The 13,978-nt window shown below is 62.8% G+C and carries 11 protein-coding genes and 1 pseudogene; 3 read left to right on the forward strand and 9 right to left on the reverse strand.

Annotation, left to right across the window (positions count from 1 at the left end; translation table 11 throughout):
• Nucleotides 1-17: 17 nt before the first annotated feature.
• Together glsA and C7G61_RS08430 are read left to right on the forward strand one after the other, a co-directional pair.
• Nucleotides 18-1,877, forward strand: a complete 1,860-nt coding sequence (gene glsA / locus C7G61_RS08425) for a glutaminase A (protein WP_108513648.1) — start codon at nucleotides 18-20, stop codon at nucleotides 1,875-1,877.
• Between the two features lie 301 nt (nucleotides 1,878-2,178).
• Nucleotides 2,179-2,891, forward strand: a pseudogene (locus C7G61_RS08430) (IS5 family transposase).
• Between the two features lie 37 nt (nucleotides 2,892-2,928).
• Here C7G61_RS08430 and C7G61_RS08435 read toward each other — a convergent pair.
• Nucleotides 2,929-5,265 carry a Tex family protein gene (locus C7G61_RS08435; RefSeq protein ID WP_108514066.1) on the reverse strand — a complete coding sequence of 779 codons (2,337 nt, stop codon included), beginning with the start codon at nucleotides 5,263-5,265 and terminating at the stop codon, nucleotides 2,929-2,931.
• 230 nt (nucleotides 5,266-5,495) lie between these two features.
• Between C7G61_RS08435 and C7G61_RS08440 the strand changes: the two genes are divergently transcribed.
• Complete coding sequence (locus C7G61_RS08440; protein WP_108513650.1) at nucleotides 5,496-6,752, forward strand: Hsp70 family protein; 1,257 nt, start codon at nucleotides 5,496-5,498, stop codon at nucleotides 6,750-6,752.
• Nucleotides 6,753-6,754: 2 nt separating this feature from the next.
• On the opposite strand, the gene C7G61_RS08445 is transcribed toward C7G61_RS08440, so the two are convergent.
• The 8 genes from C7G61_RS08445 to C7G61_RS08480 form a co-directional block, all read right to left on the reverse strand.
• Nucleotides 6,755-7,228, reverse strand: coding sequence for a YybH family protein (locus C7G61_RS08445; protein WP_108513651.1), 474 nt, complete (start codon nucleotides 7,226-7,228; stop codon nucleotides 6,755-6,757).
• 12 nt (nucleotides 7,229-7,240) lie between these two features.
• On the reverse strand, nucleotides 7,241-7,768 hold the full coding sequence (locus C7G61_RS08450; RefSeq protein ID WP_108513652.1) for a carboxymuconolactone decarboxylase family protein: 528 nt from the start codon (nucleotides 7,766-7,768) through the stop codon (nucleotides 7,241-7,243).
• 526 nt (nucleotides 7,769-8,294) lie between these two features.
• Nucleotides 8,295-8,654, reverse strand: a complete 360-nt coding sequence (locus C7G61_RS08455) for a Zn-ribbon domain-containing OB-fold protein (RefSeq protein WP_108513653.1) — start codon at nucleotides 8,652-8,654, stop codon at nucleotides 8,295-8,297.
• On the reverse strand, nucleotides 8,651-9,787 hold the full coding sequence (locus C7G61_RS08460) for a thiolase family protein (RefSeq protein WP_108513654.1): 1,137 nt from the start codon (nucleotides 9,785-9,787) through the stop codon (nucleotides 8,651-8,653). The genes C7G61_RS08455 and C7G61_RS08460 overlap by 4 nt, the downstream gene beginning before the upstream one ends.
• Before the next feature lie 144 nt (nucleotides 9,788-9,931).
• On the reverse strand, nucleotides 9,932-11,098 hold the full coding sequence (locus C7G61_RS08465; RefSeq protein WP_108513655.1) for an acyl-CoA dehydrogenase family protein: 1,167 nt from the start codon (nucleotides 11,096-11,098) through the stop codon (nucleotides 9,932-9,934).
• 11 nt (nucleotides 11,099-11,109) lie between these two features.
• On the reverse strand, nucleotides 11,110-12,312 hold the full coding sequence (locus tag C7G61_RS08470; protein WP_108513656.1) for a CaiB/BaiF CoA transferase family protein: 1,203 nt from the start codon (nucleotides 12,310-12,312) through the stop codon (nucleotides 11,110-11,112).
• A 123-nt stretch (nucleotides 12,313-12,435) separates the two neighbouring features.
• The gene (locus C7G61_RS08475) at nucleotides 12,436-12,651 is read right to left on the reverse strand and encodes a hypothetical protein (protein ID WP_108513657.1); all 216 of its coding nucleotides are present in this window, start codon (nucleotides 12,649-12,651) and stop codon (nucleotides 12,436-12,438) included.
• 134 nt (nucleotides 12,652-12,785) lie between these two features.
• Nucleotides 12,786-13,955, reverse strand: coding sequence for an acetyl-CoA acetyltransferase (locus C7G61_RS08480; protein ID WP_108513658.1), 1,170 nt, complete (start codon nucleotides 13,953-13,955; stop codon nucleotides 12,786-12,788).
• Between the last annotated feature and the right edge of the window lie 23 nt (nucleotides 13,956-13,978).

Here is a 13,978-nt window from a genome sequence, read left to right on the forward strand (position 1 = left end):
TTGCACAAGAGGAGGCGATGAAACAATCGCCTCCTCCGCTTAACGCCGGCCCCGCTGCCTGGACCAGCTCGAAACCGCCCTTGCTGCGGTTCCTGAACGCCTGCCACGCGGATTTCGCGCCCGAAACCAGCGGCGCTGTCGCCGATTACATCCCCGAACTCGGCAAGGCTGATCCTGCCCATTTCGGCATCAGCCTCGCCACCCTCGACGGCCATGTCTATGAGGTCGGCGACACCCAAATCCCCTTCACCATCCAGTCGATATCAAAACCGTTCGTGTTCGCGCTGGCGCTGGATACGCTGGGTGCGGCGCGGGTCGAAAGCGTCATTGGCGTCGAGCCATCGGGCGATCCCTTCAACTCGATCCGCCTCAACGCCGAGAATCATCCCTTCAATCCGATGGTGAATGCCGGCGCGATCGCCTGCTCCGGCCTGATCCACGAGGCCAAGGGCGACGCCGCATTCGAATACATCCGGCAGGCGCTCGGGCGGTTTGCCGGACGCGATCTCGACGTGGACGACGCCGTCTATGCCTCCGAAAGCACCACCGGCGACCGCAACCGCGCGATCGGCTATTTGCTGCGTACTAATGCCGTGATCCGGGACAATGTGGCTGCCGTGCTGGAGGTGTATTTCCGGCAATGCGCCATCCTGGTGACGGCGCGCGATATCGCCGTGATGGCTGCGACGCTGGCCAACCGCGGCATCAATCCCGTGACCGGCGAACAGGTGCTCACGCCGTATGCCATCTCGCGGACGCTCTCCGTCATGACGAGCTCCGGCATGTATGATTACGCCGGGGAATGGATCTACCGGATCGGCATCCCCGCCAAGAGCGGCGTCGGCGGCGGCATCCTCGCCGCGCTGCCGGCCCGGCTCGGGCTCGGCAGCTATTCGCCGAAACTCGACAAGCACGGCAACAGCGTGCGCGGCATCAAGGTCTGCGAGGCGCTGTCATCGCATTACGACCTGCATATGCTCAACCGCAGCGACGACGCCCGCAACAGCATTATCGCCGACTACGACATCGGCAACAGCCCGTCGCGACGGGTGCGGCGTGCGCAGGAACAGAACATCCTCGCCGCGCATCACCAGGACGTTCGCGTCATCGAACTGGTGGGCACGCTGTCGTTCTCCAATGTCGATTACGTCTCCCGCCAGCTCGCTGCCAAGCCGCGGCCGCAGCTCGTCATCTTCGACCTCCGCCGCGTCACGGCCATGACCCGCGCCGGCACCCGCCTGCTCGCCGAGGAGTTCCGCGAGCTCGCAGGCTTCCACGTCACCGTGGTCCTGTCCGGCATCAGGCGGTCGTCGCCGGAATGGAAGATGATCGGGCAATGGACGGAAGGCCTGACCAACATTCGGAACTACTATCTGCTCGATGCCGCCATCGAATGGGCGGAAGACCAGGTGGTCTATCGCTACGGCGGCGCGATCGATTTCTTCGAGGCGACCGAACTTTCCGAACAGGCGCTGCTGGCCGGACTGACGGACGAAGAACTGACCGATCTCGCCTCGCTCGCTTCGATCCAGACCTATCAGGCGAGCGAAAAGATCATCGCCTCCGGCGATCCCGCAACTTCCGTGTTCTTTCTCAGGAGCGGCGTCGTGCATGTCACGCTGCCCGACGGCATCCGCCTGGCGACGCTGACGGCCGGAATGCCGTTCGGCGAGATGGCGCTGTTGGAGCCGCACCGCTCCGCCGACGTCTTCGCCGACATGGCCGCGACCGCTTACGAAATCCCGCTCCGCGATTTCGAGCGTTTCCGAAAGCAGCATCCGCGCGCCGGCGAGCGCATCATGCGCAATCTTGCGCAATTGCTGGCCGATCGCCTGATCCTGGCGAATGCCAAGCTGAATCTGCTGACACCGAGCTAGAGCATGATGATTTTTGGTTAGATCGAGTTGGCCGCAGACGCGCTTCACCTCTCCCGCTTGCGGGGGAGGTCGGCGCGAAGCGCCGGGTGGGGGCTCTCTCCACTCGGGCAGTGTTGCCCGCGGAGACACCCCGGCCCTCCCCCGCATTCGGGAGAGGGAGCGCACCTTCTTCGTGGTCGCAGCCAAACCTAATTTCATCTTGCTTTAGGGTCTGTTGGGATTCAGGATTCTCATCCGGGCTTGGTTGTGATTCAAGCTTTTGATGGACCGATTCGTTTTGACTGACGCCCAATGGGCGAAGATGGAACCGCTTTGTCTCGGCAAGCCGACCGATCCCGGACGCAGCGGCAAGGACAACCGGCTGTTTGTCGAAGCGGTGTTATGGATCGCCCGCACGGGCAGTCCGTGGCGCGATCTGCCGCGCGCTTTCGGCCACTGGAACAGCGTGTATACGCGTTTCCGCGATTGGGTGAAGGCAGACGTGTGGAAGCGCTTGTTCGACGCGGTCTCGGACGAGCCGGACATGGAATACGCCATGGTCGATGCCACCATCGTCAAGGTCCACCGCCACGGACAGGGCGCAAAAGGGGGACTCAGAGCCAGGCCATCGGCCGTTCGAAAGGCGGCATGACCACCAAAATCCTGGCGCTCACCGATGCGCTCGGCAATCTCGTGCGTTTCGTGCTGCTGCCCGGACAGCGCTTCGACACAGTCGGCGTGCCGCCGCTCATCGAGGGATTGGCCTTCGATGCGCTGATCGCTGACAAGGCGTTCGATAGCAACGCCATCATCGCTGAACTGGACGCGCGCGGCGCCAAGGTCGTGATCTCCCAGCATCCGCGTCGCGCAAAGCCTCTCGCCATCGACCAGGAGATGTACAAATGGCGGCATCTCATCGAAAACTTCTTCGGCAAGCTCAAGGAGTTCAAACGCATCGCCATGCGAGCCGACAAGACCGATCAAAGCTTCGCCTCCATGATCCATCTGGCTGCCGCCGTGATAAACTCTCGATGAATCCCAACAGACCCTAGGACGTGGCTGGCTCGCTGTTCTACGCTCCCGCCTTGCCCCGCCCGTTCTTTTCGGCGGCGCGCCGCAAGGCATCAGCCAGTGCACCGCCCTGTTCCTGTGCCTTGCGCGGCGCGGACGACGTCATCGACGCCTTGGAATACTCGCGCATCTTGTTTTCCGACAGCTTGGGGCCCTTCTCGCCCACTTCGTCGTCGAGCCGCAGCGTCAGTGCGATGCGCTTGCGGGCGACCTCGACCTCCAGCACCTTGACCTTGACGATATCGCCCGGCTTCACCACCTCGCGCGGGTCCTTGATGAAGGTTTTCGACATCGCCGAGATGTGCACCAGCCCGTCCTGGTGCACGCCGATATCGACGAAGGCGCCGAACGCCGCGACGTTCGTCACCGTGCCTTCCAGGATCATGCCGCGCTTGAGGTCCTTGATCTCCTCGACGCCCTCCTTGAACACCGCGGCCTTGAATGCCGGACGCGGATCGCGGCCGGGCTTTTCCAGTTCGCGCAGGATGTCGGTGACCGTGGGCAGGCCAAACGTGTCATCGACAAAGGCCTGCGGCTTCAACTGGCGCACGATCTCGGCATTGCCGATCAGCGCCTTGATGTCGCTCTTGGCTGCGGTGAGTATCCGCCGCACCACAGGATAGGCTTCCGGATGCACACCGGACGAATCGAGCGGGTCTTCACCGCCGTTGATGCGCAGGAATCCCGCGCATTGCTCGAACGCTTTCGGTCCCAGCCGCGGCACTTCCTTCAGCGCCTTTCGCGATTTGAACGGCCCGTTGGCGTCGCGATGCTGCACGATGCTTTGCGCCAGCCCTGCGCCGATGCCCGACACCCGCGCCAGCAGCGGCGCGGAAGCCGTATTGGCATCGACGCCGACGGCGTTGACGCAGTCTTCGACCACGGCATCGAGCGAGCGCGCCAGTTTGGATTCGCCGAGGTCATGCTGGTACTGTCCGACGCCGATCGCCTTCGGGTCGATCTTGACGAGTTCGGCCAGCGGATCCTGCAGGCGCCGCGCGATCGACACCGCGCCGCGCAAGGTGACGTCGAGCTCCGGCAATTCCTCGGACGCGAAGGCCGAGGCGGAGTAGACCGACGCGCCCGCTTCGGACACTACGATCTTCGACATATTCAGGTCCGGCAGCAGCTTGACCAGCTCGGTCGCCAGCTTGTCGGTCTCGCGCGAGGCGGTGCCGTTGCCGATCGCAATCAGGTCGACGCGGTGCGCGACCGCGAGCTTGCCCAGCGTCGCCAGCGCCGCATCCCATTGCCTTTGTGGCTCGTGCGGATAGATCACGCTGGTCGCCACCACCTTCCCCGTCGCGTCGACGACGGCGACCTTGACGCCGGAGCGGTAACCAGGATCGAGCCCCATGGTGACGCGCGCGCCGGCCGGCGCCGCCAGCAGCAGGTCGCGCAAATTCGAGGCGAACACCCGCACGCCCTCGGTCTCCGCCGCCGTCCACAGCCGCATCCGCAGGTCGATGTTGAGGTGCACCTGGATCTTGGTGCGCCAGGCCCAGCGCGCGGTCTCGATCAGCCAGCGGTCGCCCGGGCGGCCCTGATCGGTAATCGCAAAGCGCTGCATGATCTTCAGTTCATACGTGCTGGGAACGCCGGCCACCGGAGCATTCGCCTCGGGCATCATCTGCAGCTCGAGGATTTCTTCCTTCTCACCGCGAAACAGCGCGAGAATGCGGTGCGACGGCAGCTTGTGGAGGGCTCCGTTGTAGTCGAAATAGTCCTTGAACTTCTCGCCTTCGGTCTTCTTGCCCTTGCGCACGGTGGATGTCATCACCCCGTTCGACCACATTTCTTCGCGCAAGCGCCCGATCAGATCGGCATCCTCGGCAAAGCGCTCCACCAGGATCGCCCGCGCGCCTTCGAGCGCTGCGGCGACGTCCGCGACCTGCTTCTCGGCGTCGACGTAGCCGGCAGCCACGACCTGCGGATCGTTCTGCGGCTGCGTCAGCAACAGTTCGGACAACGGTTCGAGCCCGGCTTCCTTGGCGATCTCGGCCTTGGTGCGGCGCTTCGGCTTGAACGGCAGGTAGATGTCTTCCAGACGTCCCTTGCTGTCGGCCGCCATGATCGCCGCTTCCAGCGCGGCGTCGAGCTTGCCCTGCTCGCGCACCGAGTTGAGGATGGCCGTCCGGCGATCTTCAAGCTCGCGCAGATAGGTCAGCCGTTCCTCCAGCGTGCGCAATTGCGCGTCGTCGAGCCCACCGGTGATTTCCTTGCGATAGCGCGCCACGAACGGCACGGTGGCGCCGCCGTCGAGCAATTCGACTGTCGCCGAGATCTGCTGCTCGCGAACGCCGAGTTCTTCCGCGATCTGTCGATTGATATTTGCCACGGCCAAATCTTTCCCGAAACCAGCGCGGCAGGTGAATCGCCCCCGCCGCCGGAGGCCGCTTATGGACCATCGCAGATTATTTCATCAAGGCGTTGCGGGAAACAAATTGATCTGTGGATGGCCTTAATCGAACAATTCAATATGTGCGAACAACCAGTTGCGATGACACAAGATAAAGGTGGATCGATGGCGTTGTAATGTGTAAACGGACGCTCCCTCCAGGAGTACCCATGTCAATCTGTGGCCTTGATTTCGGAACGTCGAACACGACGCTTGGCACCATCGAGGGCCATGCGCCGGTTCTGGTGGCCCTGGAGGCCACACAGACCACTATACCCAGTGCGATGTTCTATGAGGTGGACGGGGGCGTTCTGATCGGCCGCAGGGCCGTGGAAACCTATGTCGAAGGCGCGCCCGGCCGGCTGATGCGAAGCCTCAAGTCGGTGCTCGGCACCTCGCTGATCGACGAAACCACCCGGCTCGGGCGCGCACGGGTCAGCTTTCGCGACGTGATCGCCTATTACCTCGGTGCGGTCAAACGCCGCGCGGAGCAGGCCACGGCGCGCGAACTGCGCGAGGTTGTTCATGGCCGGCCGGTGCACTTCGTCGACAACGCGCCGGACGCCGATCGCAAGGCGGAGGACACCCTGCGGACGATTGCGCGGGGGATCGGCTTTGACGAGGTCACGTTTCAGTTCGAACCGATCGCCGCGGCGCTGGACTATGAGCGACAGATCACATCCGAGGAAGTCGCACTCATCGCCGATATCGGTGGCGGCACCTCCGACTTTTCTATCGTGCGTCTGGGGCCCGAGCGCCACGGCAAGGCCGATCGCGCGGCCGATATCCTCGCCAATGACGGCGTGCGCATCGGCGGCACCGATTTCGACCGTCAACTCAGCCTCGGCGTGATCATGCCGCTGTTCGGATTCCGCAGCGCCATGAAGCGTCCCGGGCTTGACGTGCCGTCGAGCTATTTCCACGACCTCGCGACCTGGTCGAGCATCAACCGCATGTACGATCCGCGCGTGATGGCCGATATCCGCCAGGTGCGGCAGGAGGCCAGCGAGCCGGAACTTCTCGACCGACTGATACGCGTGGTGCACGAACAGCGCGGTCATACGCTGGCGATGGAAGTCGAAGAGGCCAAGATCGCCCTGTCCGAGCAGCGCCGGGCGGACATCCCGCTGGAGTGGGTTACCCCCGGCCTTGGCGCTGATATCAGCCGCCCCGATCTCGTCAGCCATACAAAACAGCTGGCCGATCGCATCGCGGCGCGGATCAACAACTGCCTTATCCAGGCAGGCCTGGCCGCCGGCGATATCGATTCGGTGTTCCTGACCGGCGGCTCGGTAAAACTCGCCCACGTTCGCAATACGATCGTCAAAGCCGTGCCATCGGCCCGCATCGTCGAGGGCGACATCTTCGGCGCCGTCGGCAAGGGATTGACGCTGGAGGCGCTGCGACGATACGGGCCGCGAGACTGAGATTATCTCGTAGGCGCTGTTGCAAGTCTGGTAGATGGCTCGTGTTGCGATTCCAGCCGGTTAGCGTGGCGGTGAACGAGACGCCACTCGCCTGCTTCGCGGCGGAAAACATGCGTAACCCGGTTGGACCACCCCGTTGTGCCGTCTACGCTTGCGACGCGCTGACCCTCGAAGGTCTCGATGTCGGTAACATAGAACATCTCCGGCGTGGTGATCGTCGAGATGTTCTCGTGACGTACGCTTCCGCCTTTGAACTGGGCGCCGGCCCAGTCCCAACGGCGCGAAACCGCCTCCCATCCCTTTTCGTAACCGCCCCACCCATAGAAGCTGGTTGCCTCGGAGGTGTGCGAATAGAGATCCTTGATCGCCGAAACGTCACCGTTCGCGACCATGGCCATCGCGGCATGCAATCGAGCGATGGCTGCACGTACCGAAGATTCGAGTTCCTCATTGATCACGACATCACTCTGACCCAAGCGACAAATCCGTCAGCCCACGACTTCCCCTACCGGCTGCAGATCGATGGCAAACGTTTCCAGGAACTTCGACGTCATGATGTAGAAGCCGACCGAGAGCTGCAGTTCGACCAATGCAGCCGGCGTCAGTTTCGAGGCAATCGCGTTGAAGGTCGCGTCCGTCGGCTTGTGACGCCTGATGATCTCATCGGTGAAGGCGAGCGCCGCGCGTTGTACGTCGTTGAAGCAGGTCGCCGCTTCCCAGTTCTCCAATGCCTCGTTCTGCTCGTCGGTGACGCCGACGTTCTTGCCGATCCGCTTGTGGGCGACGATTTCGTAAGGTGCCTCGCACAGGATGCCGGTGCGGGTGATGGCGAGCTCGCGCACGATCGGGTCCAGCTCTCCCTTGTGCCTGATGGCCCCACCCAGCCGGCAGTATTGTTCGAGGTAGCTCGGCGAATGCGCCATCATGCGAAAGATGTTGGCATTGCGGTTTTTGCCCAGCAATTCGCGGGTGCGCTCGTTGTGCTTGGCGGGATCGCTGTATTCGACGCGGGCCATTGATCACCTTGGGGTTTGGGGATTTTCTGATTTGTTGACAGAGGGATCATGCACCGCAGCAGGAGGCCGATCAACCGCCGAAATGCTGCCGACGCAGGTTCGGGCCTGCGTCCAAGCCGTTCGAGCCGCGCCAAAAAACTCCCTCTCTCGTGCACAAACCGGCTACGAGCGAGCCAAATTGCCGCCTCAATGCTGGTCGATTCTCAGGACTGTCGATATTCGCTGAGTGGGGACTCAAAAGAGCGAATACTCGTCGCGGGGTGTTCCGAGTAAAACCAAACTGAGCCATCAAGCCTTCGCGGGCATTGATGACTCATGCCCAAGTCTAGGGAGTTAGGCATGAAGGAAGCCACCAAAAAGGCGGCCTCGGAAGCGCTTGCGCAGATGATGGCGGTAACAGCAATGCTCGTTATCGCCAGCGTCGTGTTCTACTGGCATTGAATGTTGACGCGTCGAAGCACTCAGATTTTCACCTGTTCCGCGTAATTCTGGGTTGCTTCGTAGCGTGAGCATTGATGCCTGACATTCACCTCGTCTTCTCGAAATACGGGACCAGCCTTCCCGCAAACGGCCGATAGCTTGCGGTGACGTTGTCACCGATCGCCAGATCGTTGTCGCCGTGGGCCATCATGCGAAAGCCCTCCGCCGCATCGACCAGCACGATATTGTAGGGAACATGCGCGCGCGTCTCCGACGTCGCGGCGCGGCACACCAGCGACGTCGCATAGACCGTCGCGGTTCCACTGGCATGCTTCTCCAGCGGATCCGGCGCACCGCAGGCGGCGCAGAAACGGCGGTGGAAATATTGCACTTTCCCGCACACACCGCAGGATTGATAGACGATGGCCTCGGCGCCCTTGGTCCAGTCGGCCAGTTTGTCGCTCATCGTACCCGCTCCAGGAACATGCTGACATGCGACGACAGCACGCCGCCATCGCCGTGCAAGAGCGCGATCGAGGCATCGCGGACCTGCCGGGAACCGGCACGTTCCGTCATCTGCAGATGCGTCTCGACCAGATGCGCCATCGCGCCACCGACGCCGCAATGCCCGTAGCTCAACAGCCCGCCATGGGTGTTGAGCGGCATGGCGCCGTCCCGGCCGAAATGCCCTGCCCGCACCCGCGCCGCCGCTTCGCCGCGCCCGGCAAGGCCGAGGTCTTCCAGCAGCATAGCGAGCGTGATGGTGAAGCTGTCGTAGACTGCGGCGTAACGCACATCCGATATCGCAACGCCGGATGCTGCCTTTGCCTTGGCGATCGCGATCTCGGCGCCGAGTTCGCTCAAGCGCGGCGCTGCCGTGATGTGCTGATGGGTGTGCGCCTGCGCACAGCCGCGCACGCGAATGCCGGTCGCGGAGGTCGGCTCGCGGCTGACCACGAACGCCGCACCGCCGTCGGACACCGGACAGCAATCCAAGAGCTTGAGCGGCATTGCTACCGGCTTTGAAGCCATCACGTCGGCGACGGTGATCGGTTCATGGAACTGCGCGCCGGGATGGGTCACGGCGTGGGCGCGCATCAGCACCGCGAATTCGGCGAGGTCTTCCTGGGTGACGCCGTATTCGTGCATGTAGCGCGACGCCACGAGGCCGTAATAAGCGGGGATCGTCGGCCCCAGGGTCACCTCGTAATCGGGATGGCCGACCTGTGCCAGCGCCTGGATCGAGGCATCGCGGCTCTGCCCGGTGAGACGGTTCTCGCCGCCGACCACCAGCACATGCTTTGCCACGCCGGCGTCGACGAGATGGTGCGCCAGCATGGTCATGGCGAGACCTGTGGCCCCGCCGACCTGCACCGCATGCGCATAGGATGGCTGGATGCCAAAGTGCTCGGCGAACACAGTCGCGAGCATGATGTGCGGCGACACCGTGCTGTAGCCGCAGAGAACCCCATCGATCTCGGATCGCTTCAGCCCGGCATCGGCAATCGCAAGCTCGGCTGCCTTGCTCATCAGATCGAGCGAGGACGAGCCTTCATGCTTGCCATAGGACGTCAATCCGACGCCGGTGATGAAGCTCATGATTGCTCCGCCTCCCTCATGGTCATTCCGGGGCGCGTCGAAGACGCGAAACCGGAATCTCGAGGTTCCACAATGTGCAATTGCACATTGGGATTCGATGCTTCGCATCGCTCCGGAACAACGATTTGAGAGCGCTGCCCATTATCAATACGACTTCGGCAAACCCAGCACCTTCTCGGCAATGAAGCTAAGAATGAGCTGCGGACTGATCGGCGCAATCCGCGGGATCAGGGATTCCCGCAGGTAACGCTCGACGTGATATTCCTTGGCGTAACCGAAGCCGCCATGCGTCATGACCGCCTGCTCGCAGGCGTGGAAGCCGGCTTCGGCGGCAAGATATTTCGCGGCATTGGCGGCCGGGCCGCATGGCATGCCCTGGTCGTACTGCCAGCCTGCACGCAGCACCATCATCCACGCGGCTTCCAGCTCCATCCAGTTCTTCGCCAGCGGATGCTGGATACCTTGATTCATGCCGATCGGGCGATTGAACACGATGCGGCTTTTCGCATATGCCGAGGCCCGTGACAGCGCGATCTGGCCGAGCCCCACCGCTTCCGCCGCAATCAGGATGCGCTCGGGATTCATACCGTGCAGGATATATTCGAAGCCGCGGCCTTCTTCGCCCAAACGATCCTCGACCGGGATCTCGAAATTCTCGAAGAACAATTCGTTGGAGTCGACGGGCTTGCGACCCATTTTCTCGATCTCGTGCACGGTGACGCGCTGCTTGTCGAAGTCCGTGTAGAACAGGCTCAAGCCATGGGTCGGGTTCTTCACTTCTTCCAGCGGCGTGGTGCGCGCCAACAGCAAAATCTTGTTGGCGACCTGGGCGGTGGAAATCCAGACCTTCTGGCCGTTGACGATGTATTTGTCGCCCTGGCGCACCGCGCGGGTTTTCAATTGCGTGGTGTTCAGCCCGGTATTGGGCTCGGTCACCGCAAAGCAGGACTTGTCCCGGCCGTCGATGATCGGCGGCAGCATGCGGGCGCACTGTTCCTTGGTGCCAAAGACGACAACTGGATTAAGCCCGAACACGTTCATATGCACGGCGGAAGCGCCGGACATGCCCGCGCCGGATTCCGAAATGGTCCGCATCATGATCGCGGCGTCGGTGATGCCGAGCCCCGACCCGCCATATTCCTCGGGGATACAGATGCCGAGCCAGCCGGCATCCGCCAGCGCACGGTGGAAGTCAGCCGGATAGCCGCCCTCCTTGTCTTTCTTGAGCCAATAGGCATCGTCGAAGCGCGAACAGATTTTTCCGACCGCGTCGCGGATCGATTCCTGGTTGGCCGACAGCGTAAAATCCATTTATCTCGTCCTTAGGTGTTTGACGCGGTCTTGGTGACGCCATCGCGCACCAGCGCTGCGATCTCATCCGATGAAAAGCCGGCTTCCTCGAGGATTTCCGCGCTGTGCTCGCTCAGGCGCGGCGCCAGCCGCTTCGTTTCAACCGGCGTTTCGGAAAATCGCGCCGACGGCCTCATGTTGCGGATCCGGCCTTCGGTCGGATGATCGACGACCGGGAAGAAATCGGTCGCAACGATGTGGGGATCGCCGAGCAGGCTTTCGAGGTCGTGCATCGGCATGACCGGCACATCGGCCTTCTCGAGGATAGCGGTCCACTCGGCGGTGGTCTTGGTCTCGAGGATGCACGCCAGTTCGGCATAAACAGCGTCGATATTGACGGCGCGGCCGGCGAAGGTTGCAAATTTCGGGTGGACGCGAAGATCGTCACGCCCCGTTGCGTCGAAGAAATTCTGCCACTGCTTGTCGTTATAGACGATCACGCAGATATAGCCGTCCGAGGTCTTGTAAGGCCGCCGGTCCGGCGACAGATGACGGGCATAGCCGCCCTTGTCGAGCGGCGGCTCGTAGGTGAGACCGCCCATGTGATCGCCCATCACGAAGCCCGCCATGGTCTCGAACATCGGGATATCGACGCGCTGGCCGCGGCCGGTGCGGTTACGATCGACGAGGCTGGCGCAGATGGCGCCTACTGCCGTGAGGCCGACAATTCGGTCAACCAGCGCATTCGGAACATAGCGCGGCACGCCGTCGGCGGTCTGCGCCATCAGCGCCGGCAACGCCGTCGCGCCCTGGATCAGGTCGTCATAGGCGGGTTTTGCCGCATAGGGCCCATCCTGGCCGAAGCCGAACACGCCGGCATAGACCAGGCGCGGATTGATTTCAGACATCACGTCGTAACCGAGATTCAGCCGCGCCATCGCCTGCGGGCGCACATTATAGACCAGCACGTCGGCGGATTTGATCAGCCGCAGCACGGCGTCGCGCCCGGCCGGCTTCTTCAAATCGAGACAAATTGAGCGCTTGTTGCGATTGGTGTTGAGGAACACCGGCCCCATGCCGGGATGGCGGGTCGGACCGATTTGCCGCGTCACGTCGCCATCGTGCGATTCCACCTTGACGACGTCGGCGCCGTAGTCGCCGAGCATCTGGGTCGCATAGGGCCCCATCAGCACGGTCGTCATGTCGATGACCTTGATGCCTTCCAATGGTCCCATGGATCAGCCCCGCTCCCCGCCATGCGGCCATCCGGCCTCGCATTGTCGTGAGAACCAAGTAACGGCAGGCCCTTGCGAAGATCAAGGCGCGCCCAGCGTATGGCCGTATGCGCGCGATGGCGGCTATTTCTTCGACGGCTCGTTCTTGGATCTGGCGTCGCGTTCCCGGGTCAGGCGCTCCAGCTCTTCATTCTGCTGGCTGAGGCGGTCGGCGATGCGCGCTTCATTCCGTTCGCCGGAAGCCGCGGCAGCCTGTTCGATCAACTGCCGGATGTTGTCTTCCAGAATCCTGATCCGGCTGTTGAGCTCTGCCAGCGACAGCGAACTTTCATTACCCATGATGCACGCTCCGAAAAACTCTAGGGTGGGCAAAGCCACCGGGTCGCGCGAATGCGCGCCCGATGACAGGCTCCGCGTGCCCACCAGTCTCATCGCGCGGCACTAATGGTGGGCTACGATAGCACATTTCGCGGCTATTTCGCGGGCTCCAGCACGGAGACATAATTCGCCACCGCCGCCCCGCCCATGTTGAAGATGCCGGCGAGCCTGGGGTTCTTGAGCTGCATACCCTCGGGCGCCTGGCCGACGAGCTGCATCGCGCTCATCACATGCATGGAGACGCCGGTGGCGCCGATCGGGTGGCCCTTGGCCTTCAACCCGCCGGACGGATTGACCGGCAGCTTGCCGTCCTTCTGAGTCCAGCCTTCCTTGATGGCGCGGGCGCCCTGCCCGCGCGGCGTCAGGCCCATCGCTTCATATTCGATCAGTTCGGCGACGGTGAAGCAGTCGTGGGTTTCCACGAACGACAGATCGGACAGTTGCACGCCGGCCTGCGCCAGCGCGCGCTGCCAGGCAACGGTGCAGCCTTCGAACTGCAGGATGTCGCGCTTGGACATCGGCAGGAAATCCTGCGCGTGCGCGGTGGCGCGGAAGTTCACCGCCTTGCCCATGGTCTTCGCGGTTTCCGAATCCGCCAGCACCAGGGCGGCTGCGCCGTCCGACACCAGCGAACAGTCGGTGCGCTTGAGCGGGCCCGCGACAAACGGGTTCTTCTCGCTCTCGGCGCGGCAGAACTCGTAACCGAAATCCTTGCGCATCTGCGCATAGGGGTTGGCGACGCCGTTCTTGTGATTCTTGGCCGCGATCATCGCCAGCGCGTCCGACTGGTCGCCGTATTTCTGGAAATAGCTTTGCGCGATCTTGCCGAACACGCCGGCAAAGCCGCCGACGGTGTCGCCATCCTCGGGCAGATAGGACGCCTTCAGGAGGTAGCGCCCGATATCGGCCGAGGGCGTCCGCGTCATCTGCTCGACGCCGACCACCAGCACGATCCTGGCCGCGCCCGCAGCGATCGCCCGGATGCCCTGATGTACCGCCGCCGAACCGGTGGCGCAGGCGTTTTCGACCCGCGTGGTCGGCTTGAAGCGCAATTTGGGGTCGGCCTGCAGCACCAGCGAGGCCGTAAAATCCTGCGGCGAGAAGCCGGCATTGAAATGCCCGAGCACGATCTCGTCGACGTCTTCGGCGGATATGCCGGCATCCGCCAGCGCATCGGTCGCAACCCTCACCACTAGGCTCTCGACGGTTTCGGCGTCGAACTTGCCGAATGGCGTGTGCGCCCATCCGACGATGCTGGCAGTCATGGTCGTTCTCCCTGTTTCGGTTC

The sequence above is a fragment of the Bradyrhizobium algeriense genome (assembly GCF_003062295.1).
Lineage (GTDB): Bacteria > Pseudomonadota > Alphaproteobacteria > Rhizobiales > Xanthobacteraceae > Bradyrhizobium > Bradyrhizobium algeriense.